21 protein-coding genes are annotated in these 26,388 nt (G+C 52.2%); 7 read left to right on the forward strand and 14 right to left on the reverse strand.

From position 1 onward, the window contains the following. Window positions 1–36 precede the first annotated feature (36 nt). Together PLIM_RS11525 and PLIM_RS11530 are read right to left on the reverse strand one after the other, a co-directional pair. A complete protein-coding gene (locus tag PLIM_RS11525; RefSeq protein WP_013110495.1) occupies window positions 37–2,625 on the reverse strand; it encodes a transglutaminase-like domain-containing protein in 2,589 nt (862 codons plus the stop codon). Beyond that, complete coding sequence (locus PLIM_RS11530; RefSeq protein WP_041401630.1) at window positions 2,615–3,907, reverse strand: DUF58 domain-containing protein; 1,293 nt, start codon at window positions 3,905–3,907, stop codon at window positions 2,615–2,617. Before PLIM_RS11530 ends, PLIM_RS11525 begins: the two co-directional genes overlap by 11 nt. A gap of 448 nt (window positions 3,908–4,355) precedes the next feature. On the opposite strand from PLIM_RS11530, the gene PLIM_RS11535 reads away from it, so the two are divergent. Further along, window positions 4,356–5,648 carry an acyltransferase family protein gene (locus PLIM_RS11535; RefSeq protein WP_013110497.1) on the forward strand — a complete coding sequence of 431 codons (1,293 nt, stop codon included), beginning with the start codon at window positions 4,356–4,358 and terminating at the stop codon, window positions 5,646–5,648. Between the two features lie 48 nt (window positions 5,649–5,696). On the opposite strand, the gene PLIM_RS11540 is transcribed toward PLIM_RS11535, so the two are convergent. Next, on the reverse strand, window positions 5,697–6,377 hold the full coding sequence (locus tag PLIM_RS11540) for a metal-dependent transcriptional regulator (protein WP_013110498.1): 681 nt from the start codon (window positions 6,375–6,377) through the stop codon (window positions 5,697–5,699). Window positions 6,378–6,554: 177 nt separating this feature from the next. Here PLIM_RS11540 and PLIM_RS11545 point away from each other — a divergent pair, with 177 nt between their 5' ends. Next, on the forward strand, window positions 6,555–7,940 hold the full coding sequence (locus PLIM_RS11545) for a TlpA disulfide reductase family protein (RefSeq protein WP_013110499.1): 1,386 nt from the start codon (window positions 6,555–6,557) through the stop codon (window positions 7,938–7,940). A 465-nt stretch (window positions 7,941–8,405) separates the two neighbouring features. After that, complete coding sequence (gene lexA / locus PLIM_RS11550) at window positions 8,406–9,002, forward strand: transcriptional repressor LexA (protein WP_013110500.1); 597 nt, start codon at window positions 8,406–8,408, stop codon at window positions 9,000–9,002. Window positions 9,003–9,170: 168 nt separating this feature from the next. Here the strand turns inward: lexA and PLIM_RS11555 are convergent, their stop codons facing one another. After that, on the reverse strand, window positions 9,171–10,082 hold the full coding sequence (locus PLIM_RS11555; protein ID WP_013110501.1) for a phytoene/squalene synthase family protein: 912 nt from the start codon (window positions 10,080–10,082) through the stop codon (window positions 9,171–9,173). A gap of 192 nt (window positions 10,083–10,274) precedes the next feature. After that, window positions 10,275–11,246: a squalene synthase HpnC gene (hpnC, locus tag PLIM_RS11560; RefSeq protein ID WP_013110502.1), complete on the reverse strand. Its 972-nt coding sequence runs from the start codon at window positions 11,244–11,246 to the stop codon at window positions 10,275–10,277. A 414-nt stretch (window positions 11,247–11,660) separates the two neighbouring features. Here hpnC and der point away from each other — a divergent pair, with 414 nt between their 5' ends. Continuing rightward, window positions 11,661–13,151, forward strand: a complete 1,491-nt coding sequence (gene der / locus PLIM_RS11565) for a ribosome biogenesis GTPase Der (protein ID WP_013110503.1) — start codon at window positions 11,661–11,663, stop codon at window positions 13,149–13,151. Between the two features lie 3 nt (window positions 13,152–13,154). Then, the gene (locus PLIM_RS11570) at window positions 13,155–13,895 is read left to right on the forward strand and encodes a class I SAM-dependent methyltransferase (protein WP_013110504.1); all 741 of its coding nucleotides are present in this window, start codon (window positions 13,155–13,157) and stop codon (window positions 13,893–13,895) included. Here PLIM_RS11570 and PLIM_RS11575 read toward each other — a convergent pair. Continuing rightward, window positions 13,892–14,686, reverse strand: a complete 795-nt coding sequence (locus tag PLIM_RS11575) for an SDR family NAD(P)-dependent oxidoreductase (protein WP_013110505.1) — start codon at window positions 14,684–14,686, stop codon at window positions 13,892–13,894. The two genes, PLIM_RS11570 and PLIM_RS11575, sit on opposite strands and share 4 nt — an antisense overlap. Window positions 14,687–14,951: 265 nt before the next feature. After that, window positions 14,952–16,109, reverse strand: coding sequence for an HlyD family secretion protein (locus PLIM_RS11580; RefSeq protein WP_013110506.1), 1,158 nt, complete (start codon window positions 16,107–16,109; stop codon window positions 14,952–14,954). Between the two features lie 345 nt (window positions 16,110–16,454). On the opposite strand from PLIM_RS11580, the gene PLIM_RS11585 reads away from it, so the two are divergent. After that, the gene (locus tag PLIM_RS11585) at window positions 16,455–17,369 is read left to right on the forward strand and encodes an amidohydrolase family protein (protein ID WP_013110507.1); all 915 of its coding nucleotides are present in this window, start codon (window positions 16,455–16,457) and stop codon (window positions 17,367–17,369) included. Here the strand turns inward: PLIM_RS11585 and PLIM_RS11590 are convergent. The 7 genes from PLIM_RS11590 to PLIM_RS11625 form a co-directional block, all read right to left on the reverse strand. Then, complete coding sequence (locus PLIM_RS11590; protein ID WP_013110508.1) at window positions 17,351–19,654, reverse strand: helix-turn-helix domain-containing protein; 2,304 nt, start codon at window positions 19,652–19,654, stop codon at window positions 17,351–17,353. The genes PLIM_RS11585 and PLIM_RS11590 overlap by 19 nt on opposite strands. 28 nt (window positions 19,655–19,682) lie before the next feature. Then, window positions 19,683–20,264: a sigma-70 family RNA polymerase sigma factor gene (locus PLIM_RS11595; protein WP_013110509.1), complete on the reverse strand. Its 582-nt coding sequence runs from the start codon at window positions 20,262–20,264 to the stop codon at window positions 19,683–19,685. A 158-nt stretch (window positions 20,265–20,422) separates the two neighbouring features. Further along, window positions 20,423–21,496: a prolipoprotein diacylglyceryl transferase gene (locus tag PLIM_RS11600; protein ID WP_013110510.1), complete on the reverse strand. Its 1,074-nt coding sequence runs from the start codon at window positions 21,494–21,496 to the stop codon at window positions 20,423–20,425. Window positions 21,497–21,561: 65 nt separating this feature from the next. Continuing rightward, entirely contained in the window at window positions 21,562–22,431 is an 870-nt protein-coding gene (gene panC, locus PLIM_RS11605) for a pantoate--beta-alanine ligase (RefSeq protein ID WP_013110511.1), read from the reverse strand. Between the two features lie 124 nt (window positions 22,432–22,555). Then, the gene (locus tag PLIM_RS11610; protein WP_013110512.1) at window positions 22,556–23,395 is read right to left on the reverse strand and encodes a DUF1571 domain-containing protein; all 840 of its coding nucleotides are present in this window, start codon (window positions 23,393–23,395) and stop codon (window positions 22,556–22,558) included. Between the two features lie 240 nt (window positions 23,396–23,635). Further along, entirely contained in the window at window positions 23,636–24,412 is a 777-nt protein-coding gene (locus PLIM_RS11620; RefSeq protein WP_041401635.1) for a DUF1570 domain-containing protein, read from the reverse strand. A 142-nt stretch (window positions 24,413–24,554) separates the two neighbouring features. After that, window positions 24,555–24,794 carry a hypothetical protein gene (locus tag PLIM_RS11625; RefSeq protein ID WP_013110514.1) on the reverse strand — a complete coding sequence of 80 codons (240 nt, stop codon included), beginning with the start codon at window positions 24,792–24,794 and terminating at the stop codon, window positions 24,555–24,557. 417 nt (window positions 24,795–25,211) lie between these two features. Between PLIM_RS11625 and PLIM_RS11635 the strand changes: the two genes are divergently transcribed. Then, window positions 25,212–26,387 carry a hypothetical protein gene (locus tag PLIM_RS11635; protein ID WP_148227087.1) on the forward strand — a complete coding sequence of 392 codons (1,176 nt, stop codon included), beginning with the start codon at window positions 25,212–25,214 and terminating at the stop codon, window positions 26,385–26,387. The last annotated feature ends 1 nt before the right edge of the window (window position 26,388 follow it).

Here is a 26,388-nt window from a genome sequence, read left to right on the forward strand (position 1 = left end):
AGACTAAATTGATTTCGAAACTTACAAGTTTATTGATTAAGCACTGACAATGAGCTGATCCTGATTCAGTCTGAATCTGGCGGCTGCTTTTCGAGTATCTGCCGAAATCACCACACCTGAGGATGAAACTTCCGTGAATTCACCTGGCTGATTTTTGGCTTCGCTCAATGCCTGACTTCGCTCAGATTCCTGAGCCAGAACCTTGAGCACGCGTTTGAGTCTCCAACTGCTCCAATCGCCATCCATTTGCTTCAGCCGGGCCAGTAGTGATTGAGCTTCAGCGAATGGAAGCCTCTCGAAATACGCCTCAGGGCCATAAAGAGCCGCATCGTGCAATTCTGCAAAACACTCGAATAATCGCGATAACTCCAGACACGACGGAGCCAGCATCCGCATTTTTTCACGTGTTTTCGTCAGTGATTCATCCATGGCACATGCTGATTCGAGGCCATCGATTCTTGAAACTGCGGTCTTCAGGCTTCGCCGGATCTGTTGAAGCCAGCGTCCCAGAGTGCAGGAATCTGGCTTATCCCACGATGCGGCTTTGAGTCTCAACGATAGGACTTTCCCGGCCTCCAGAAGAGCTTCTCGATTCAGTCGATGGCAAGATTTCCGCCACCTGTACGCCTTCCATTCCGCCAGCAGATGATGGCGCTGCCAGAATGCGACAGAAGTCATCACGAAGCACGCCAACAGAATGAAAAAATTCTGCCAGATGGTCCGCGACAACCACCAGATCGCCAACATGATCGATTCGGAGATGGTGGGAACCGGCTGCAAGACTTTGTAGCCGGGAGTGGGCTCGACGGTGACCCACCAGTTGAGACCTGCATGAATCTCGACCCAAGTATGCACATCCTCTTTGAGAATCGCTGTATGCCTCAATCGATAATCGTATCGATCATCCCGGGCATACAGGCCTGTGACTAACCGGGAGGGATAACCAGCAGCTCGCAGGAGCATCGCTGTCGCTGCGGCAAAGTGATAATCGCTTCCTCTTTTGGAATCGAACAGAAACCAGGCAGGGACATTCTCACAATCGACAGGGGGGCGAATTTCTCGATCAAGCTGGTAATGAGAACGCACGTAATCTCGAATAGCGGCAATCTGAGACCAGCCACGAGGATAGGGCTTGGTTATCTGCTCCGCTAACTCTTCGAAACGCAGAAGATGATCATCATCAGGCATTCCCAGATATTGCATGGCACCGCTTGGAAAGTTCGTCGGACTCGATCGCAATGATTTCTCTGCCACAGGTGCTGATTGAAGATGGATGACCGTCAGGTCAGGCAATCTCTCGCGATCAAGCCGTAATCGGCCGGGGGCTGCCCACTTGTAAAAAGTGGCATCCGTTAACTGATCAATCATCACGGCTTCAAGACCGGGTGGCGATGGAATCGCATTGGTATCGAGCTGCACAAGCTTGATGGCATGCAGTTCACTCTGGCCAAACCCCATTGGGCGAGTTTCCGCCGGAAGGACAAACCAGGGCTTCCCCTGGATCGTCTGGATTGTTCCCTGCATCGATGCGATCGAGGGCTCAGCCTCGGCCTGCCAGACCACACCATCAAACTCTGCAAAAGTCTGCAGTGACAGATGCAGTGGGACTCGCCCGACCAAAAATGCTACGGCGTCCGTCGAGATATTGGTGGGAAGAGTCTTATTTTCCGTCTCTGATTTTCTCAACATGGAAAAAGGACGGCCACCCGTCTGAGCCTTGGCCATTTTCTGCTCGGCAGTTGATCGAAACTGTCGAGGCAGAGCGATAGCTCGATCCTGATTTTTGGGAATGATGGGTTCGTTATAGGAATCATCAAAGAGGTCGTACAGACTCGGGTCATGAGATGTCATGAACGGTGCGTCATCAATCGGGGCAAAACTTTTGACGTTCTCCGTTCCCGCAATCACGGTGTCGCCATCATTGACACCCCCTCGCGCCCAGGGGCTTGAGTCTCCATTTCCACCTGAACTGGGCATAAACCCCGACAGCGAGCCTGTCACACCCGCATAACCCAGCGGAATGGCGAGCATCGTCAATCCCAAGAGCACAGGCACAATCAATAACCAGCTGCGCGGAAACCTCCTGGAACTGGACGAGATCAGATGGGAATGCAGACTCTCCCAATGTTTTCCCATCAGCCACCAGATCCCGGCAGCCAGATATCCCAGTACGAGAATCTGCAACCACCAGGGCTTGCCAAGTGCTGCCGAAAAAAGAATCAAAAATGTCGACATCACCGCGACCATGCCGTGATAGTTCCCCCAGCCACTGATGATGACCAGTGCCAGCATGACGGCTTGCAACGCCAGGAGCAGAAGCAGTTCCAGAGGTAGCCAAAGCCCCAGTTGTGCCCGCGTAATGAGTTCGATACCCAATAGGGCCACGACCAACCCGCTGATGATGGGGAGTGAGTGATCCTGCCCTTCTGGCCTGGTAAAATAAGTTGGCAAACTGAATTTCAGCAGCCATCCAGCCAACAATGCCAGAACAACTTTACTAATCCCGATGACGCATGAAAGCCAGATCGCCCGCTCGGGTTCACCAAGCACAACCTCAAAAGTCATGCTCGATAACGCTGCAAGCGTGTATGTGAGCAGCGTGCTGACTCGCTGGTTAGCCGGCATGGCACACTCTCTTCCATTCGCGTTGAAACTGCTCTCCCAAATGTGGGTTCAGATCCAGCCAGAGTCCACGCAGACAGGCATCGTCGTGAGCATGCTGGTCTTCGCAATGCCCTTCGTGACAGGTTCGAATAACGATCATCCGCCCGGAAACTTCATGAGGCAGGTGCATCCCCTGCACACATTTGTCAGTCACAATTGCCAGATGAAATCCCCGGCGATCGCATCGATGCCCAACATGACGGCCATCTGTCGTTTCTTGAACTCGCGCCAGCGCATCCAACAGCTTCGCTTTGCCTTTGGTGCTGTTCTCCACAGTGAGTGCCTGTTGGCCCACACGAACGGTCACAGTGCTGCCTGCAGCCAGATAGGCTAAACCGAGGCTGGCTGCCAGACGCGTTGCCCAGTTCAAAGAAGCATTGAAATCGTCTACGCTTCCTGCATGCACTGAGCGATCTGTGGGGAGATCGATTTCGACCCTGGATTGGATCGAGGCCTGCCTTTCGACAACGATCATCTGCCCATGCCGGGCTGTCTGTGCCCAATGGACGCGGCGTAGCGAATCACCCTGCCGGAAAGCCCGCGTCCCGAGAAGATCACCTTGATCACCGACCCGATGATCGGAAAAGACTTCGGCAGTGGGAAAAACTTCAATCGCATCCAGCAATGATGTCAAAGTCCACACCTTAGGCCAGACAATCAGTCGATTCCTGACCTGAAGTTTTCGAGAGGCGACTTGAAAGCCAAATGGAAATGAAGATTCCAGGCATGGAATCACTCGGGGATACTCACCCCGAACTGAAGGGAACCACTCCCACGTAAACGTTGAATGAGTTCCGGCAGGGATCGATGCCAGCGATGCCCAGACTTCTTTTTTGACCGGAAGACCTTCACCTGTGGCCAGACCTGCCTGTGGAGATGACGAACATACGATTTTCAGACCCCAGACGGGCCATGGCCAGCGATTGTTGACGACGAGTTGAATTCGAGCCGACTCCCCTTCACTGCAATGAGTCTGTTCAAATTCAATTTCCCCAGAGACCCCCCACATACTCAGGTAGGGCCAGACATACCCCACTGCCAGGATCAATAACGCGCCCGCAACTCCAATAAACGAATAAGGATTGATCCAGATCGCGCAGGCGATCGCAGCGATGGTTGTCAGCGAGAGAAAGGACAATGGGTGCTTGACCCAATAGACCCATCGATTTGCCCAGGGACAAAAATCATAGGTGAGCAGACCGTGAGCCGCCGAACTGACTTTCAATAAAAGACGGCCCAACATTTTTGCACCGCAAGAGCAACAAATTTCGATTGACGACCATGCCCGATGGCTGGGCTGGATCATCCAGAATGTTCTCAATCCGGAGATCGAACAACACTGCAAACACATAATATTTGCATGTCTTTCTAAAATACCAAAGAACCTGAGAACCTGAAGCAATAAAAGCAAGAATTCGCGATAAATTATTGTCCCACAAAGAGATAGCCATACACATCATCAACTGATGAAGTGGCGGAATATGAGCGAAACCGGCTGTTCAGACATGAAATCAAGCCGCCAGATCGAGTCGCAAAAGGCAGTTGGAAACCTCTGAGTGCCGTCGAGAAAAAACTGCAGCTTCGCTTTCTGCGCGACGAAGAATTTGCCGCGAGTCCGCAAATCTGATCTGCCCGTATCAGTGAAATTCTGATATCTCCCGGCTCTTCCTAACTCGTCGAACAGGGATGTTATGCTGCGTGTTCCAGGAGCCATGGTGGGCTCGAACACTTTTCCGCCGCCTGTCATTGCCAACCGGGATCGGGGACTGGATGCCCTCCGCGGTGGTGGAGCATTTCTGGTGGTCGTGCTCCATGCAGCGATCCCTTATCTGCATCATCCCCTCCAGGGACTGGCTTGGCCGGCCCGGTCCTCAGCCTCTTCGAGTCTCGCCGACGGACTCTTCTGGTGGATCGAGTCGTTCATCATGCCACTGTTTTTCTGTCTGAGTGGCTACGGCTGCTGGCAGAGTCTGAAAAACCGCAGTGCCGTCGAATTCATGAGATCTCGACTCAAACGACTGGGAAGACCTTTCCTCGCAGGCTGCATGATCATCCTGCCCATCGAAATGTATTTGTGGATTGGTGGCTGGGTTCTCAGCGGAGAGTTACCAGCCGTCAAACTACGAAGCCTGAAGTTAACAGGTGATTACGCTCAACTCTGGGGGTTCAGCCACCTGTGGTATTTGCAGTATCTGCTACTGATGAGCCTTCCACTTGCCCTCTGGAAAATTCAGCCGTGGATTTCATCCCCTGAACGATCGAGCGAGGCAGCATCCGTGCTTTCGATTTCAAGAAAGAATCCAGGAACCCTGCGAGCCATACTTTGCGGGCTCGCATTTTTAGGCATCGTCAGCCTGACTCTCATCTGGCGACCAGATGTTGTGACCGGATTTCAGCACGGATTTCTTCCAGATCCTGCCAAGTTTGCTTACTCCGCTGAGTTCTTTCTACTTGGCATAACCCTGGCTGCACTCGGCCAACCTCGGTTTCTCGATCATCCTGCAGTTCTTGGATTTTCGTTATTGACGGCCATAGCCGCCTTGATCGCGGTTTATCAACTCACTCATGCTCCCCAAATGCTGAGCTCTGCCAACGAGACCTGGACCTCGCCACACCGCTGGCTGACAGGCATCCTGCTGGCGGCGACAGCATTTTTCTGGACACTCACCTGCTGGATGATGGCCACCAAATTGCCCCCACTTCCGCCGCTGTTTTTTCGTTTGGCAAAAGCTTCTTTCTGGATCTATCTGGTTCATCATCCGCTGATTGTGGCTTTAGAAATTGGTGCCGTGCGGACATCGCTGCCAGCGACTATTCAGTTTGTACTTGTTGCTGGAATCGGATTTGCGCTTTCGTGGTGGAGTTACCATGCCTGGATTGAAGGAAGCGTGGCCGATCGACTCCTTCACGGTCAATCACTACGCCGAAGCCCCGACCAATTCACGAGTTCAGGCAATCGCGAGCACACAGCGCAGGCTGCATAACTTGTTGAGAATCGGCCTTCTCAGTCAGCGATTGGAGTTAGGCGCGAGTCATTGAGCCTCTGGCTTGCAAACGACCACCTGCAGATCAGCAGCAGCTGAGTGGCCAAGATTGAGCGGTCGGCCTGAGAGTTCGAACGAAACCATGCCAGCTTCAGGACTGTTGCTGCGAACGATCCCAATCGATCCAATCTCGATTCCAGACTCAGTCAAAAATCTCAAAAACGCAGGATCCTGGTTCACCACCCGACTGACACGAAACCATTCACCACAGGAGATTTCTGCTAAAGGAAACGTGGCTTCTTCCACGCCTCGCATGACACCATCAGAGGCCGGTATGGGATCGCCATGAGGATCGGCAACTGGTCGGTCAAGAAACTCATCAATTCGCTCAACCAGAAAATCACTGACGGCATGCTCCATGTGCTCGGCTTCTTCATGCACTTGATCCCAGGTCAACTTCAATGTCTGCACAAGAAAAAGCTCGATCAAACGATGCCTACGCAGCATTCTCAGAGCCAGAGTTTTCCCGGTTTCAGTCAATGCGACTCCGCCATAAGGTCGATACTCCGCCAGATTCGCCTCACTGAGGGTCTTGAGCATGCTGGTAACCGAGCCAGGCGATACATTGAGCTCGGAAGCCAGTTGACCAGTTGTGACCCAGTGCTGCTGATGCTTGAGGCCGATCTGAAGCATGGCCTTCAGGTAGTTTTCGACAGTCAGACTGGTCATCTCAGCTCTCTCGACATTCGGGAATACCACGCGAATTTGGATACCGAGTGTTCCTTTTCAGAGAACATTCTGCAACCGCTCTTGTCGAATCGGCAGTTCTTGCCGTAGAACGTATGGCTCGCCAAAGAGGTGCTGGATAAACCTCTGCAGCCAAAGTTCTCGACAAGGATGTCACGAATGCCTCGAATAAACTGCAGTTATGCACTGATATTGAGCCTTTTGACCTTCGCAGCTGCTGGCTGCAGCGACACTGCCGGCACAACATCTGTGGGCACAAACTCAGCCTCCGAGGCTGTCTCTCCCGGTGCCAAACCGTCCGCGGTCACTTCAAACAATCCAGGAAGTGCCCTGCCAGTGGCTTCGATTCCTGCCCCGGGAACTGCGGCAACCCCCGGAAACGTGGACGACGATGAACCTGAAGAACCCCTCGAACCACTCACTGAGACTCCTGAACCGGAGAAAGGCTCACCTGAATGGGCCGTTCGTGAAATTCTGCGAATTCGCCTGCTCCCCTACCCTGTGATTGAGACTGCCGCCGCCGATAACCCGGCGGCTCAGGAAAAACTCCGGGAACAAATGGAAACGCAGAAGAAACTCCGCACAGAACGAAACAAACAGATTATCGAACTTGCGACCGGGGCATTGGCAGTCACAGCGAAAGACAAAGCTCAGGAGCGACTCTTTACCGTTTCAGCCCATCACCTCCTCGAAAGCCATCTGCAACTCGCCCTGCAAGGAGATGCCGAAAGTACGTCGGCCCTGTATGACATTGCTGCCGTCTTTTTCGAGAATCGACCGGAGTCAGATGCCGCTGCCGAAGCCCAGCAGACCGTTGTCAGCCTGGCACATTCCAATGCACTGCGTTCTTCAGAAACTGAGCCACGCTGGCTGATTGAACTCTCCAGACAGTCGCAATTGTATGCGACACGCTTTCCCAAGGATTCGGCCAAAAGCTTGCCGTTCCTCTTAGCTGCCGCCACAAGTTGCGAAATGAACGGTCAACTCGAAGAAGCCGTGACCTGCTACCGCCTCATCGAGCAGAAATTTCCAGGAACTCCCGAAGCACAGCAAATCACCAACGTCCTGCGCCGGATTGATCTCCCAGGTAAATCACTCGAACTCGCCGGGCCGGCTCTGGATGGCAATTTCATCACCATGGATGAGTATCGCGGCAAAGCCGTTCTTGTGGTCTTCTGGTCAACAGCTTCCAAACCTTTTCGCGATCAACTTCCCCAACTGCTGGAAATCTCGAAAAAATACGAGAAATACTGCGTCACAGTGGGTGTCAATCTGGATCTCGAAGAATCCGCAGTCGATCGATTCCTGGAGGAAACAGGTGTCTCCTGGCCACAGATTTTCCATTCAGAGCGAGCCAAGCGCGGGTGGAATCATCCACTGGCCACTCACTACGGCATTAATACATTGCCCACGATTTGGCTGATCGATCCTCAGGGAACAGTCATTTCTACGCAGGTTCAGCCCTCGATTCTCGAACCAGAATTACGAGAAGTGCTGCTCAAGCATTTGCGGGCAGCCAAAGCCCAGGAGACTAACCAGAACTAATCTCTCGGTCTCGTTTTCTACCGTAAGCTGATCCAGCCACGAATGTTCGCATGTTGTGCGGGCACCGTGGCTGTTTCGTTTCTTGGGTGGAAAGACCGAAGTACATGGAATGACTGACGGTTAAGAGAAGCAGGCTTAGTCTGTGAATTTCCCGGTTTTGTGCGGAAAAAGTGAGATCTTTTGAAAGAGATCTTCGAAAACACTGTATACATTTGGCCGGGCTATTGAATGATGACATCTTTGTTATCTGGATAAGTATCCATTCTGGTTTTCACTAAAGAAATTTGTCACCTGTGGACAAAGGTGTCGATACTCACTTGTCACGTTCACGTCAGTATATTAGGATTTTTGCTAGTATCACCGGCAAGAGAACACTTCGTAACAGGCGACGATTTGCATTCATTGCTGGCGTGTATTCACCATGAAATGTCGAAAGACAATGCCTAAACACAGGATGGCATGAGCATGAAGGTCAATCTGACGACGCGGCAAAAAGAGATTTACGATTTTCTCCGCGACAAGATTATGAATCGAGGATACGGTCCGACTGTCAGAGAAATCGGGACTCACTTTGGTATTCGTTCTCCCAACGGGGTGATGTGTCACTTGAAGGCCCTCGAACGAAAAGGGCTGATCTCTCGTGAATCTCATATGTCGCGGGCGATTCAACTGGCTGACAGCCCAGCTTCCCGTATGACTCTTCCCATGGCGGGCCAGATTGCTGCCGGTATCCCTGTATTGGCAGAACAGCAGGAAGAACGAGTCGATTTCAGCCATCTCTTCGATTCAGAAGATCATTTCTGTCTGCGAGTCAAAGGTGACTCCATGATCGAAGATCAGATTGCTGAAGGCGATTACGTGGTCATCAAGCGCCAAGCCGATGCCCGTGATGGCGAAATCGTAGTGGCCCTTGTTGATGGCGTGGATGCCACACTCAAGCGGTTCTATCGTGAACCAACTCGAATTCGTCTTGAACCTGCCAATAGCACCATGAAGCCGATCTACTCGAATCGAGTCGAAGTTCTGGGCGTGCTGGTCGGTGTCATTCGCCAATTCAACTGAGAGACGCCAGCGAACTCACTCGCTGATTGTTTCTCGCTATTTGTTTTCAAAAAAGCCCTGCACGGATTTTGATCCTTGCAGGGCTTTTTTTGTTTTGAACCAAATCAAAATCATGTCTGGCTCGGCGCATGCATGCGACACAAGAGCTGTTCCATCATGGCAACCGAATCACGGCCTGCGAAATCCACCTGGCAGGAAGGTGCGGCCTACAAACCAGAGTTTCTGCCAGACCGGAACACGAATTCGCTGTTCGAAAACACGGAACTCTGCATGTTCAATCCGTTCCAGCAAAGTCTGGTAAGTATCGAGCATCACCCGAAGAATCGGCCTGCCCGGTGGCTCCAGTTCACTCACCAGCAGTGCTGCCTCCCTGTAGTTAGCCCTGGTCACCTCGGCAAACTCTCGCATCGCACTGACAAACGGTGCCGTGTACGCCCTTTGCCGCAAGTCATCAAGAGAGTATCGATGCTGACGCAGTAATTCTTCTGGTAGGTAAACTCTCCCCAGAGCAAGATCACTGTTCACATCGCGCAGGATGTTCGTGTACTGCATGGCTCTGCCACAGGCGAGTGCCCGGGCCTGTGCTTGATCCTCTTGAAATCCCCAGATGTGAATACAGCACAGCCCCACAGCTCCCGCGACATGATAGGCATACTTTTCCAGTTCGGCCCAGCTCTTGAGTTGAACTGGATGTAAATCCATCTCGACTCCAGTGATCACATCATGCAGATAACAGGCTGGGATCTGGTACCTGGAAATCGTATCCACCAGAGCCGGCATTAAAGGATGTGGCTGACTCTCGCCAGCCAGGGCAGCGTCCAGCATTTTTCGCCAGGCGATCAGTTGCTCAGTTCGCTCAGAGATCGATAGCCCCTCGTTATCCCCCAGGTCATCAGTCAGTCGCATGAAGCTGTATAAGGCTTCCATAGCCTGCCGCCGCTGACGATCCAGTGTGAAAAAAGACCAGCGAAAATTGGATCGGGATCGCCTGGTGACCTCTTCGGCCCACTGGAACGATTCCGCCACGCTGAGCTGGCGAGCAGACTGCGGTAAACTCTCGGATGCAGGGGCAGGAGCCATAAGACCTCTGGATTTCCGCAGACTGTTTCACTAATCAATACGATCACCAAAGAGAAAAACAAATGGAATTTTGTTTCTGCGCTGGGGATTAGCCTTTGGGATCTAACATGTCTCTCGATTGTTGCGTGCTGACTTCTTGGAATGAGTGCTGTTCAGGAGAACGAACGCACATGTCGCTACCCTTACCTGAAATCAGCCAAAAAACCTTTTCCGAAGACTTCGCCCCAGCGCCATGATCAGCAATCGTCCGCCATCCCACTTGGTGACTTTGGGCCTGGTTTCCAGAACTCGATATTTGATCCTGGCAATCTTATCGAGAATGCATTCTCCGCCGCGAATAAACAAATCGACGTCCAGCCTCAAATCGTTGGTGACATGGTTCACAAGTGGCTTTCCCTTTTCAAAGAAGAGACGCGTTCGCTCCACTTGAAAAGTCATCAACTTTTGAAACGCTTCGGTCGAAATTCTCTCTCGAATCGTCTCCTCAGAAACACCAAACTCCTTCATCTCTGCCAAGGGAAGGTAGATCCTGCCAATCAGATAGTCTCGCGCGACATCCTGCCAGAAATTTGCCAGTTGCAATCCCGTACAAATCGCATCTGACCAGAAGACATTCTGCTCCGAAACATCCCGGCCGAGGTACAACACGAGTCTCCCAACAGGATTCGCACTCCTCTCACAATAATTCAGCAGATCCTCAAAAGTCTCATATCTCGTCTGGCACTGATCCTGCTCGAACGCGGAAATCAGATCAACAAACGGCTGTAAAGGAATTCCGAATTCTTGAATGGTCTTTTGCAGAGCAATCATCACTGGATGTGCGAGAGAGATTTCCCCGGATAACTCCTGACTGCTGGCCGCCTGGTGACATAAGACCATCTGCTCGCGCCACCACTGGAGCAGCTGCAGTGATCGAACGGGATCGTTGATTTCGTCTCCGAGATCATCAGACCAGCGGCAAAAGGCATAAACATTAAAAAATGGCTGATGCAGCTTTTTAGGTAACAGCAGCGAAACGAGCGGGAAATTCTCATAATGGCCCGTGGCCAGCTTTCGACAATAGCTCTCCGCCTCAGCCAAAGTACAGGCGCTTCGGGAACCCTGAGGCCCCCACTCCCTGATCTCTTCGGCAAAAGATCGCCACCGTTCCCTACTCTCAGGCATAAATCGTCCACCTAAAAGGAAAATTCGCTCTTCGACCTGAGCGCTGAGTTTTCCACCAACCGCTCTTGCTGATTCAATCCGGGTTGAAAGGATGGCACGAATAGCCGGCAGAACCGCAAACCCAAACGAGATTCTGACTTCGATTGAACCGAATCACAAATCAGCCCGGCAGATGCGAAATTCGTATCGATTCGTTATTCTTAGCGAAAATGAGTTGTCTGATTCACCATTGCATTGATTGCAACTTCTCCCGTTGGATCAGACGATAATGCACAAATCGTTACGAAAGCGGCCACGAAATCAGATAGCCGCTTGAAGACTCGACGATTGGTTTGTCGAGACCCCACTCCTGCGGGAAGTGCTCACGCGATTTCCAGAATTTGTCTGCTTAAGTGCTCGAAGTGAAACTGTTTTATGTCGATTCCCAAAGTTGCTATCGTCGGTCGACCCAATGTCGGCAAAAGCTCAATTCTCAATTGGCTGGCTCAGAAGAGAATCTCGGTGGTCGACCCCACCGCTGGTGTCACTCGTGATCGAGTCATGTATCTGATGCATGAAGGGGATCGTTATTTTGAACTGGTGGATACCGGCGGAATTGGCATTGTTGATGTTGACGACCTCAGTAACGAGATCGACTATCAGATCAACGTAGGGATTCAGGAAGCGGATCTGATCCTGTTTGTCGTCGATGGTTCAGCCGGTTTAACGGCACTCGACCTCGAAGTGTCACGAAGGCTGCGCCCGATTTCCACACGCAAGCTGGTGGTGGTTAACAAGTGCGATTCACCGAAGCTCGATCTTGAGTTGGGGCCCTTCTACGCTCTGGCCGATGGCCCGATTGTGGTCACGAGTGTTAAAGGAAACCGAAATCGCAATGACCTGATGGCTGCCATCCTGGAAAATCTTCCTGATGCCAATGCCGACGAGCAGCAGGATGGGGAACAGGATACAGCCGAACCCGAATTGAAACTGGCCATTGTTGGTCGCCGTAATGTGGGGAAAAGCACCTTCGTGAATTCGCTGGCTGAGACGGAGCGAATGATCGTCAGCGAAATTCCCGGTACAACGCGCGACAGTGTCGATGTGCGATTTGAACTCGATGGGAAATCGTTCGTCGCGATTGATACACCCGGGGTTCGCAAGCGAAAGTCTCTGGCGAACGATATCGAGTGGTATGGCCTGGCCAGAGCCAAGCGCAGTATCCGGCGCGCGAACGTCGTGCTCATGTTCTTCGATTGCACGCAGCCCATCTCACGCGTCGATAAACAACTGGTGCATGAAATCTACGAGTATCACAAACCCTGTATTTTTGTGGTCAATAAATGGGATCTGCATGGCGACCAGGAAATGGAAGCCTGGAATGAGTACCTGCTGCAGAACTTTGCCAGCATGCGGCATGTCCCTCTGGCCTTCATTACCGGGATGACCGGGAAGAACGTCAAAAAGCTGATCAATCTTGCACAGTCAATCTTCAAACAGGCATTGATGCGTATTGGCACAGGCGAACTCAATCGGCTGGTCAAAAAAGCGGTCAAGAACTGGCCGCCACCGATGCGGCAGAATCGTAACGTTAAGCTGTACTATGCGACTCAAGTGGCTGCTGAGCCCCCCACCATCGTCTTAAAATGTAATGATGCCAACCTGCTGGACGACAGTTGGAAGCGTTACCTGCTGGGCGTCTTCCGAGAAGAGCTCCCCTTCAAGGAAGTTCCTATCAAGCTGTATTTCCGCAGTCGAGAGACAGATTCGGCTGGTCGCATTAAGCCGCAAAACCAGGATGACCGCAACGAAATGCAGGAAGTCTTCGATTCCGAAGTCGATGATTTCGAAGATGAAGAAACGCTCTATGATGGCGAGCAGGATTTTGATGCCGGCCCTGCCAGCGCCCATGATGAACAGGATTAAGCCATGCATCCTGCAGCCAGCAAATCCACAGTTGAAGAGATCCGGAATCGCTTCGATCATGATGTCGAGCGATTCTCAAATCTTGAGACAGGCCAGACGTCTACCATTGATGCGGCATATTGCCTCGATCTGATTGCAAGAGCCACTCAAGCAACCATACCGGGTGCTCAAGAGCTGCTGGATATTGGCTGTGGGGCCGGTAACTTTTCGTTGAAGTTGCTCCAGGCAATCCCAACGATGAACGTAACTTTAATCGACCTGAGCGAACCCATGCTCCACCGGGCACGCTCTCGACTGGAAACCTCCACCGCTAAAACGATCTCTTCCATCCAGGGCGATATTCGAGAGCTGAAGCTTCCTCCACAAAAATTTGATCTCGTGGTCGCTGCGGCCGTCCTGCATCATTTACGAACTGATGACGAGTGGACCCTCGTCTTCCGCAAAATCTATGAAGCGATGCAGCCCGGCGGCTGGTTCTGGATTTTTGATCTGGTCGCCAGTTCAACCAGCGAAATCGAACTCGTCATGAAGTCGATCTACGGCGATTATCTCACCCAGCTTAAAGATGCTGCCTATTGCCAGCACGTGTTCGACTACATCGCCAAAGAAGATACGCCCAAACCTGTCGTCGATCAGCTTTTCAAGCTGAGTGCTGTCGGCTTTGAGTCATTGGAAATTCTGCATAAGAATGTCTCGTTTGCCGCTTTTGGCGGCCGCAAACCACTCTCTTCAGCCGAAGTCTAACTCTGATTTTTAGAAGCCAGTTTGGCTAGCCGCTCCTGCACCCGCGAAAAGTTATGCAGCCAGCGGTCGTAGTCCTGCGTTTTGAACTGGAAGAATTCCAGAACTTCCTTGTGCGGTAATACGAGAAAGCGATTGAGCTCGATCGCTTCAAAAGCGGCCTCAGCGACCTGCTCAGCGGTCAAGGCACTCATGTGCAGGAACTGATGAATCGGGTCATCCAGGTCCAGAAAATCCGTCGCAACTCCCGCAGGACAAAGGCAATGAAGCTGCACCCCTTGTCGTCGGTAATGGACTGAAAGCCATTCGGCAATGGCAAGACTGCCATGCTTGGTGACGGAGTATGCCAATGAACCAATTTCCGTCAAAACTCCAGCGGCTGAAGCGGTCACAATAAATGCACCACTCCCCTTTTGAGCCATGTGAAGAATCGTCAATCGTGCCAGCTCGACATGCGAGAGCACATTGATCTGCCAGAGCTTGTTCCAGTCTTCCAGAGAGGTTTCAAGCCCACCCTTAGCTGTTGCGCCGGCATTGGAAAAAACGATATCGATCGAACCGTATTTCTCGGTGATGTGATTCGTCAGTTTTGCCAAATCGGTGGGTACGCAGACATCACAGCAGATCGCTTCAGCGACGGACTCACAACGTGCCGCAACAGATTCGGCAAAACTCTGGTCTCGATCTGCCACGATCACCACACGAGGGGATTGCTGGGAGGCTTTAATCGCCAGAGCCTCGCCAATCCCTTTTCCTCCACCCGTGACCAGTACAACCTGGTTAGATATCTGCATTCCTGACTCCCGGGGCCCACGCTACAAAAATGCAGATTCAGGCCTTACTCCACCTTCGAGATCGATCTTCGAAGATAAAAAACAAATCTTGCTTTTCTGTAAAGACAGTTTATCAAAAATGAAAAAGCCCGAGATTTCTCTCGGGCCATTCGCTGACTTTTTTAGATGCAAAGTCGACTGATTTTCTGAAGACAATCCGTCGGTCCTTGAGTTCTTGTTCGACGCCGTGCTCACGTTTGGAACGCCAATTCGAACTTCTCGCGATCTACAGCTTCCGACCAAAATTCACACGCACTCGCGTCCCCAGGGGAAGGTCAGGCCATTCGCGTCCACTGGCTTCCACCCGCACATCGATCGGTACATCATGCACAGAGCTCGCCACGACGCTTTCGGCTCTTAAAGGAATATCGACAACAGTTCCTTGTCGCATCTGGTTGCCGGGGAAGATCAGCTCGACTTTGCTCCCCTTCGAAACCTGTGAGATATCTTTTGATGGAATCGATGCGAGCAGATATCTGCGATCCTGATCAACGAGATCCAGCAATTTCTGGCCCGCAGTCACGAGATCTCCCGCCTTAAGATTCAAATCACTGACTGTGCCATAATTCTCACTGAGAATGGTGACTCCCTGCTTTTTCGCATTGAGATCCGAGAGTTCAAACTCAATTCGTTGAACTTTAGCCTTCGCGACTTCCACACCATGAGCTTTTTGGATTAACTGAACCAGATCCTTATCCAGCTCTTTGAGATCGATTAAACGCTTCTCACAGATCTGCAATTGAACAGAAATGGCCTCCACAGTGGTCGCTGCGGCATCCTGAGCCACCAGTGCCCGGAGACGTTCCTCATCAGGAAGCGATTTGTCAAAAATGATCGACCCGGCTTCGGCCTTCAGACTCACTAACGTGGTCACCGGATTCAATCGCTTCAGGTAATCCTGCCAGGCCACATGCTCCACCTGCTTTTGAAACTGAGATTGCAGAAGCTCGGCGGCTCGCAATTGAGCATCGAACTCCGCAGCTTTGAGTTCTCTTCGACGCCATTCGAGATCGACAGCCGCTTCCGCCTTTGAGCGCTCAACTTCGGCTTTGGCCTCAGTCAGTTGCTGCTCAAGAGTTGCAATTCGCTCAATCACATGCGGATCAAGCACAGTGATCAATGGTTGACCAACGGCAACCACAGCCCCCGGCGTGACGTGTACTTGCGAAATCTGTGCAGAACGTTCGGCACGTACCACCGAAATCTGTGCTTCAAGCGCCCCCTGGCAATGCTTGGACTCCATCAGATCTAAACCGGCAGTCAGCGTTGCTCCCGCACCGAGAACGAGAAAAGCCAACAGAGCCAGCCGGATGGTGGGCACGGGAACCGGTGGCTGAACAGTGATATCCACCGAAGATTGAAGTGTTGTCGTCGCAGCCGTCATAAAGTCCTCCTCGTTGCCTGAGAGGGGAATCGGCACGCAGACCAACAACTGATTGCTGAAGTCACAACCGTTACGAAGAGAATTTGAAGAGTGACCGTTAAAGTTTACCTAACCGGAACGTCACACGGGAAAAGCCAGCTCCCAGACCTGATCTCTGGCAGCAAAAACTGCCGTTTTCATGATCCCGGGAGATTTGGGGAAACGCCTTATGGCTGCAACGATCGTTGGTGCTGAGTATTTTGATGTCTCGGACAAGGTGTTCGTTCTCGGACATGAATTTTTCCCACTCCTCCGATCAGAACAACATCACCTCGACCAGAGCCTCTTTATGGAGTTCTTGAAATAATGGTTGCGAGCTCGACTTCTACCGACATTGATTTCCCGATCATCGATACGCACCAGCACCTGTGGGATCTCGATTTGTTTAAGCTGCGATGGTTGAAAACCGATCCAGAGGCTTCAGCCGCAACACAACCGCTCGGGAAGAGCCATCGACCGCACGATTATCAGGCAGCGGCTGAAGGCTTAGGGATCGTCAAAAGCGTTTACATGGAAGTCGATGTCGTCTTTGAGCAGCAAACGAGGGAAGTCGAGTATGTCACTACGCTGTGCGAAGACCCGCAAAATCTGATGTGTGGCGCTGTCGTCTCTGGTTGCCCAGGCACACCGGGCTTTGAAAAATGGGCTTCCTATTTGAGCAAGAACCGCTGGATCAAGGGGGTGCGCAGAGTCTTGCATGCGGATGACACGCCGCAAGGAACCTGCACTCAACCTGAGTTTATTCGCAGCATGCAGCAACTGGGTCAGCACAACCTGAGCTTCGACTTTTGTATTCGACCCGGTGAATTGAAGGATGCGGCGTTGGTCGCCAAAGCGTGTCCCGGCACTCGTTTTATCCTCGATCACTGTGGCAACATGCCCGTCCACGGAGGGAGCCCAGAGTTGCGAAGCCTCTGGCAGGATGGCCTTAAAGCTCTTGCCGATCAGGAAAACGTCGTCTGCAAGATTTCAGGAATCGTCGCGAGTACTCAAGATGAAAACTGGAGACCTGCCGACCTGAAACCAGTCATTGAGACCACAGTAGAAACTTTTGGCATTCATCGGGTCATGTTTGCCAGTGACTGGCCCGTCTGCACGACCAGATCGTCTCTTAAGCGATGGATATCAGCTCTTAAGGAAATTGTCGCTCTTCGTCCCATCGAACAGCAACGACGCTTGTTCCATGACAACGCCCTGGCGTTTTATGGTTTGGCCGATTGATTCTTGAGAATGAGCAATAAACGGACACGATCAGGATCAGAAACGTCCTGTGGCAATGTCGTCTCCATCTCTCTCGACCGCGAATCTTCCGCAGACTGGTCTGCCGTGACGATCGTGCGGTTCTCGGGAGTTAGAGCGCTGATGGTTTCGGAAATGCTCCCCGCAGCCGGCGGAGTCGCTAAAGGGACAGGCAATGCCGCTGCCATCGGGGCATTTGGCCCAGGCAATTGACCTGCTGACGGCTCAGCGTGAAAATTCATCGTTGTAGAGTTTCTTGAACGCTGGGCGTGGTTCTCTGATAAAGTCCGATACACGTCCGACCCGGGTTCTGGCATGCGAAATTCAACAGCTTGCCGATACGCATACCCTGAATCCATTTGTGGTGACTTTGGTAGAGCAGAAGTTCGCCGCGTCGTCTGATCGTTCAAAACTCCATTCGAAGAGGTGTTCAGATTGGCTTCTGATGGAGATTGTTCTTTAGCAGCCACCGGGCTTTCAGCCAGATGTTGGGGATCATTCCTCTTCGCCAGCGATGGCTGATTTGGCGCCGCCATTCCTGCGATTTGACGAGTCAAACCGGCGTGACTCTCTGGAGCAATCCCAGACTCTGGCCCAGTCGAGTAATTCAATTGAGGAAGCGGGATCGGTACTGCCTCAACCATCAGAGGAGGATGAACGCGTTCTTGCTCAAGTTTCTGATCTTCCGTGATATCGTTCTGAACATGTCGAAGCATGCGCTCTGGAGAGTTTGCAGATTTCATGGAATTGGTTGTCTGTGCGGATTGATTCTCGGTGACTGCAAGAGCGAGGCCATGCTCTGGAGATCCACCAGATTGCTGAGTAAACCAGCGCTCCGTCAGATTCAGAAGACCCGCTTGAAAATGCTCTTCTTGAGCAGGTTGCATCTCACTCAGTGACTTCTGGACATTCTCGGTTTCAAGGGGCTGCCCTGCTCTTGCAGGAGTTCCCATGGCAATCACAGCTTCAGCAGAAATCTGAGGGTTGGATTCACCTGGCGCAACGGGTGTTGCTGGCTTCAAATCAGCAACAAAATCGGTGGCCGCCGGTGTTCGCACACTCCTGGTCAGTTCCAAGGTTGGCTCCAACTCTAAAGGTGAGCGGAGTCGAGCCTCGGCGAGTAATCCGTCCTGTTCGAGTTCAGTCAACACTCGAGCCAGGCTCGATTTGGTCACATCGAGATAAATGGCCACGATCGCACTCGAGTTTTCATTGACTGGCGAAACTTCCTGAGATTCAACAAGAACTCGGTAGGGGCGCGCATTCTGCACCGGCTTGTCGAGCACTTTCGCATCTGCTGCCATACCTGGAGATGTATTCGTTGCAAAATTCTCGCTGCCACCTGACGGTGACTGATGGTCGGCATTTGAGGCATGCACCGGCTGATGCATGATCATCTGGTTCTGCCTGATCTCTGCAGCCGAATCACCAACAACAATCGAGTTCTCAGCCAGCCGATCTAAAACTTTCAGTGACATGGCTTCCGGTTGCCTGGCATCAACTTCCAGCACTGCCACCATCCGGGGAGCAGCAGCGAGATAGGGCACCAGATCACCTATGGAAACCCGATTGGCCGGGACACGAACCTGAGAATCATGCGTTATTACCGGGTTGGATTCTCCCGCTTTTCGAGCGGCCTGCTGATCCATGAAAAACGAGTCCGATGCACCGGTCGAGTTTCTGGCAGCAACCAAAGGCGGTGTAATCGCACCGGGTACAGGTGCCGGGGCATGGGCGAATTGATCCTGCTTTCGACTGGTGGCAGGAACATTTTGGTCGACAGGTTTGGCCGACCCGACTTCTACGGAAAATGATTCCAGTCTTCCCACCCCGCCACGGGCCAATGACTCTGAATCACCTTTGATCCATTGACCTTCAAGTCTATCCAAAAAGCCGGAAGACGCAGGAGAAACCTGGTTATCGGCGATCACCCCTTCGGCAAGAAATGAAGATCCCGGACCCGTTGGCCGAAATCCAATTGCGAACACAGCCGCAGTCGCCAGCGACGCACACAGGGCCGCCCATGCTTCGCGCGACCAACCCGACTGCTTCAACGAGGCTGTCGAGAATTGCGGCTTCCACTGAAACTTTTTGCCCTGAAGGATCGCATCGTCCTTGAGGAGCGACTTCTGGTGACGAAAGACTTCAGCCAGGTCGCGTGCTTCGGCCGAACTGCTCAACAGCTTCTCGATTTCCAACGACTCCATGGAGGAGGATTCACCATCCACCCAGGCGGAGATTGCTTCAGTTTCTTCCGGTCTCAACATGCTTCTGTTTCCAACCCAACTGCCAGTTTTAACAGGCTCTTTGTTCCTGCCTTAACAGCCGCTCCATTCGACCTCGAAATTCTTGTCTTGCCCGATGAATCCGGCTGCGGACTGTCCCTACCGGGCAATCCACGACACGAGCGATTTCTTCATAGCTCATCTCTTCCAGATCGGTGAGCACCAGCACTGTTCGAAACGACTCTTCCATGGCGTCCATGGCTTCCTGCACGACCCGCTGTTGATCTCTCACCTGCAGGCTATGGCTCGGATCGACATCCGCACGTTGATCTTCCAGATCATCGCCGATCGCATCCCGCACGGCATCCAGCGAGACCGAAGCCTTCAATTGCCTTTTCGATGACCGCAACAGATTCAAGGCAATTCGAAAAACCCACGAATAAAACTGCGATTCACCACGGAATTTGGAGATCGCTCGCCAGGCGCGCGTAAATGCTTCCTGACAAATATCTTCAGCATCCTCCGGAGAGCCCGAAATCCGCGTCATCGACCGGAATAGACGCTGCTCGTACCGCCTCACAAGGAGGGTAAAACCCTCCGTATGACCGGTTTGTGCGGCTTGAATCAATTCTTCGTCAGTGAGCGTCTGCACGGAACTCAATCAATCCAGAAAGGAACTGGAGCAGTCGTCATTACCGATCGCGACATAGCAGAGGACTCCGCTTGTCTGGAATGTGAGTCTTGATTTTCCCCGGAGAAGTTCCAGCGAAACCACTCGTGGCCGCACGATTTAGGCAACTTGATAAAAACTCAACCGGGAACTGACTCCGTGAGTCTTTTTCGCTGCAACTTTTGTGCACAGAAGAACACATATACCAAAAGTGCACAAACACAAATTCCCACACCTAAACTTACCCATTGCGAAATCGTCAGCGAGGTCGAAAATTGCCCCTCTTCGTCGCTTCGCAGGAGTTCAATCAGATAGCGTGTGATGGAATACGTCAGCACCGCCAGGCCAAAGACGGCGCCATGCCGGGTGCGGTACGGATAGTACAAATACGCTGCCAAAGCGATAATAAATCCATCAATCGCACTGTAGATTTGCGTTGGTTGCAGCCAGGGAGTGGCCAATTCAACAGGACTGATGACACCCCGGTACACGAATTCACTGTAGGTAACACTCGAGCCTGGAAACTGAATGGCAAAGGGGAGATGACAGACGTCTCCGTAACAGCAACCATTGAGCAGACAGCCAATGCGACCAAAACCGACGCCCACAAAAATCGATGGTGTGATGATGTCAGCCAGCCGAAGTGGATCAATCCGGTTCCAGTAACAGAACACAAAATAGGCGACTGTGCCCATCAATAACCCGCCAAAGAGGACAATTCCTCCCTGGGATAAATTCACAAACGACAGCACATTTTCCAGCAGCGTACGACCCGTAAAAACCTTCTCGGGATACTGGACAGCAAAGAACAGACGGGCACCAATTAACCCGGGAATAAAAATCGCCACAGCCAGATCCCAGATTTTTTCAGGTGGTAACCCCTGCTCTGCCGCTCGCCTGGTTGCCAGAAAAACGGCCGTCGTAAAGCCGATAAACAGCATCAGCCCGTAACCAAAAAACGGGATCCCCTCTGGCGCAAACTTCGGCCCAATCGTGGGAGCCATCCAGATCGCCACTCCCGCTGCTCCCCAGATTCCCACTGCCAGTGGATCTCGAAGCAGGTCAGAGACCCGGCCTTGCCACGCCATGCGACCAACAATAGCCGTTCCCAATAAGGCCCAGGCGAAGAGCACAATCCCCAACCCAAAGGTGGGAATCTCCACGCCCCCAATCGTCAGATGATCCCAGGGGATACGGAACAAGACCTGGAGCATGGTTCATCTTTCAGAAGGCCTGGACGTTCTTGGCAGAATCGAATGGAGGAGTGGCGGAAATTGTGTCAATCACTCTCAACAATCTGTCTCGCATTCCCCAGGAGCAGATTATCAATTAGCCGGGTGGTTCCTAATCGGCAGGCCACCAGGGCCACAGCTCCAGTATCAATCGTATCCAGTAGTTTTAATGTTTCGGGATCGACAATAGCGACATAATCGATGTCGAGTGCCGAGACTTCAGCAATTGTTGTTTTAATGGCATGTTCCAGCACGGCTGGGGATCGCTCACCAGCCTGCCAGAGGCTTTCCGATTTCGCGAGACCACGAAAAATCTGAGTGGCCTGAGATCGCTGCTCGCTGGTCAGATAAGCATTGCGACTGCTCATTGCCAGGCCATCAGATTCTCGAATCGTGCTGCAAGTGCGGATTTTGACAGGCTGATCCAGATCCTGCACCATCCTCCGGAGAATCGCCTGCTGCTGATAATCCTTCTGTCCAAAGAAAGCGACTTGGGGCTGAACAATATTGAAGAGTTTTGTCACGACCGTGGTCACACCCTGAAAATGTGTGGGCCGCAATTGCCCTTCCCAGAGAGTGGTTAGAGTGGAGACCGACACCGTGGTCTGAGCGAGTGGCGGATACATTTCTGCCACAGTCGGCACAAAGACCAGATCCACACCACTTGCTCGACACAATTCCAGATCATGTTCCAGGGGTCGCGGATAACGACTCAAATCTTCCGTGGGTGCAAACTGGGTCGGATTGACGAAGATACTGGCGACTGAAATCTCCACCTGTGGGCGACAGATCTCCATCAAGCTGACATGGCCGGCATGGAGCGCTCCCATGGTGGGTACAAACCCGGTTCGTCCTCCAAATTGCCGCAGCTTAGATAACTCCTTGCGACATTCGGCAATCGTCTCGACAACCCTCACTGATCGCCTTCCTGAACTTGATTGGTGGTTGCTTCCACTCGACGAGAGCTGCTGGTACAGCATACTTGCTGGCAAATCCATGAACTCTCAGGATGACGCAAACCGGGATTACGCCAACTGGAGATCACTTGAATTTGTACTGCGGATTATCCACCGAAAAATCGATGTTTTTCAGCCCCAGATTCGTTCTCAACGAAACATAAGAATACTCTTCGACCAGCGGTGGAGACTGATCGCCCGACTGGGGAAACCCATACTGCTCGACTCGAAGTGGCAGCCTGGTGGCTTTATCGAGAAACAGCCTCGTCATGTGAAATCGAAACTGATTCCGAGGCTTGGGGTGCGTGGACTCGATCACCTCCACATTGATGTCTTTGCCCAGTTTGGCATTCCGATAGAAATTCACCTCGACCTCACCGTATCGGGCTTCACTCTCCCACTGCTTGATGACCTGATCCAGCAGGCTATGAATGCCGAGCATGGTAATGGGATAGCGATTTTCAGCCATGGCGTCGGGGCCATCAATCGGGAGTGAAACCGTCCCGATCATCGACAGGACGCCCGTCTCATGGCCCTGCAGCATATTCTTGTTCTGCCCCTCGACAAAGATCACCTCACGCCCTTCATTGGGCTTGATGAACTTCATGTAGACACTGAAAGGCTGCTTGCGAATGCGAACATAGCAGACTTGTGGCTTCAGTTTTCCGTTAATCAATTCCCGCTTGCTGAATGTCGCGTCGTAATCAACCACATCCTTCAGCGCTTCGCGAGATTCATAAGCGAGCTTTAAGGCAGGTGCCAGAGGGTGGGCTTCACTGATTTCTGCTGCGGTATTGACTGCCGCCGGGGCTTGCTGTGCCAGAGTCTGGCCTGAAACTGCCAGCAAAAGTAATCCAATACAGCCAGTCAGCAGACTGGCCCTGACAAAACGAGCGCCCGACGGTCTATCGATAACCAACCACATGCCAATCCCTCCGTGGTGGAAATTGCAGCCTTGCAATTTCCACAATATCAGTCCTATTGGCACGTTATACGCTCAGAGGATTTTGGGCAATCGAAGTTTCGACGAAGAGTGCCGCGAAATGCGGTTTGTCGATTTCGGTTTGGTCATATTGAACAGGGATGAGCACCTGACGAAAATGGACTTTTGTATCTACCAATTGTGAGTGGCACACATGGCGTTGACCTGGAGTTTCATCGGCGATCAACGGAAATGCTGAGCATATAAGCTGCCCCAATTGCCAAGCTGAGCTGGAAATGCCTGACTGAAAGACTGGGGTACGCCCCCTTCACTGATGGTCTCAAAGTACTCATCGAGAATCTTGCGGGCTGCGGGTGGCCCGTGGAGCATGAAGTGCACAACAGACCACGCGTCTCGATAATCCCCTCCATCAAAGTCCGTGAGATTTCTCTTCTTTTCCAGAGCGACCAGATCAGGACGTCCACCAAATCGGCGAACCCATTTTGTCGATGAGTGGTGAGGATTCTGCGACTTGCGTTCCGCTTGCCTGACTTCAAAATACTCCGCTAATCCCTCATCCAGCCAGAGAGGTACAAATGGCAAACAATTGTGCAAAATAGCATGCGTGGCCTCATGCCTCACATCGATATCCATCTCTCGATGACGATAGGCATAGATTCGTCCGGCGTCTTTTCCTTGCACGTACAATGCCCGACGATTGACGGCATTCGGAACTCGGACCGAAACGTGATTCACGTACGACCCGCGACTGGCAAAAAGATAGATCTCAATCGGCTGATCATTGGCCTTGAGCCTTAACGTCGCTTCGATCTCTCCCTGGAGTGCAGCCAATTCATCCACGAGCCCCTGCACATCTCTCAAGGGAAACTCAGCGAAAATGGAGAGATCCCCCGCTTCATGACGAGACTTCCAATCATCGCCGCGCAGCACCATGGGAAACAAACCTGCCAGCCAGCAGACCAGGCAGGTAGAGCAGGCGAGCATGTGAGGCCGAATCATCCCTGACCCCGCTCATAAATCCATCAGACTAACTTACGCGACATAGCCACTTTTCATGGAGTCATGATCGTCGGCGAGTTTGCCGAATTCGTCAACAGCAGCCTGCTGAGGCTGCATGGGAGGATGTTTTCTGATGAAAAACTCAGTTTCCAGCAGCAGGCATCACAACCTCTCGCAACCCAGATTGCGGGTCAGAAGAGGGGGGCAAATGCCATGCAGTCCACCAGGCACAGCCCACCATCATGGCAACCAGAATCACAAAGAAACCTCCCAGCAGTTGGCCGACAAGCCGACCTGCCGCCTGGTCCTCTTGTGCCAATTGAGCCACTTCCTGTGCAGAAAAATGGACGACACTCTGGGCAACCGCTGGATGTTCCGACATGCTTCCCGCCTCAACCCTGCAGAGATTTCGCAAATCATAACTGACGTGAATTGAACATCATTGAACTGTCCAGCGAGGGAGAATGTCTTGTGACCAATTCCCATCTCACCGACTGAGAAACTCAGCTCCCCCCAAAAACATGGACATTCAAAAGTTTACCATGACCAGAACCTTCTGGTAACAAATCGACAGGCTGAATCTGGAAAATCAACAAGTTGCTTCCAGCTTTGAAATTGAGTTTGGTCCAGCTTTGTATTGCTGCCGGTTTTTCAGTACCTTCCGGAGAATTGCATTTCAAAAACCAATAGAGTTTTACTTGAAGATTCAAAATCTCGCGAGGGCCTCATGGGGCCATTGGAATCAGGACGATTGGCAACGCGAAATTTTCAAAGTACCGGAGATTGGATTGATCGGGTTGTGTTTGCAATTCGCTTCCTCCCCTCTGTGGCTGGAATTGCGTTTCATCCCAATATCCTGGCAATTGCGCTCGTTGCGAGCCTGATATTGCAAGGCTTCTCACTCAGTCTGTCCGCTCCGCCTCAGCAGAAGACCCCGGGATCTTTGTCTTTGGAGAGCCGGCAAAAGCTACCCCTTATTCCGGCGCGAAATCTTCCTCAAAGCATCACTGAGGCTGCGGTGTACCGAGAGGATATTACGAAACTTCAAAACAACGCCACTCCACAGGATACATCGAACTTCCTGGCATGGAACGCTTTCGAGATTACGTTTCCTCCCCTGGCCTATCCACTCTTGTGGCCAGATCCATCCTCATGGTTGGCATGGGTGGGAGTTTTTTTGAACTGGGGGATATCCGGTTTCACAGGACTGATGATTGCCAGATCGACCTCTCGAACGCTGGCACTTCGCGAAGTGGGATTCATCCCGCTTTTACAAGAAGCGGCCCGAGGCTGGTGGACACTCTTTGGGGCTATCAGTCTGCTGTTGTTGACATACTTCGCCTGCCAACTGGGACTCTCCGGACTGGCTGTCATGACCAGAATCCCGGTGGCGGGAGCAACGATTTCTGCCCTGGAATCGCCTTTAACCATTGCTGTCAGCCTGATTGCCGGTGGTGTCCTGCTCCTCGTCGCATATGCCTGGCCGATTCTGGCAACATGCTGGGCTGCCGATGATTGTGACGGATTTGGAGCGATCAGCCGCTCTGTCAGTTATCTGACAACCGGCTTTTTCCCGGCAGTACTTATGGGCCTGCTCGCTGTCATCATTGCCTGGATCGTGCTGTTTTGCATCCAGTTTCTGCTCTCCAGCGCAATGACTGCAGGCACGGCCTGGGCAACACCCGCAACGGCAACTGGCGTCTCGACCACCTGGGAGCAGACGTTGTCATTCGGATTGCTGATTGTCAATAACGCGATCTTCCTCGCTGTGTTCTGGACAGTATTAACCGGATGGACGCTTTCCATCCGTCAGTTTGTCGACGCGATGCCTGCAGACAGCCCGGAGGTCTTTGACCGCGGGCTGAAACCACGAGAGACTTACCCCGTTGTTGGCCTGGCCGCTGTGGCGCCCCAGTTAGCTTCAGGCGATCTACCGATGGAACAAAAGCCTTTGTCTACAGACGAAAACGCTTAAT

Origin of the sequence: Planctopirus limnophila DSM 3776, assembly GCF_000092105.1 — a bacterium.
GTDB classification, from domain to species: Bacteria; Planctomycetota; Planctomycetia; order Planctomycetales; family Planctomycetaceae; genus Planctopirus; species Planctopirus limnophila.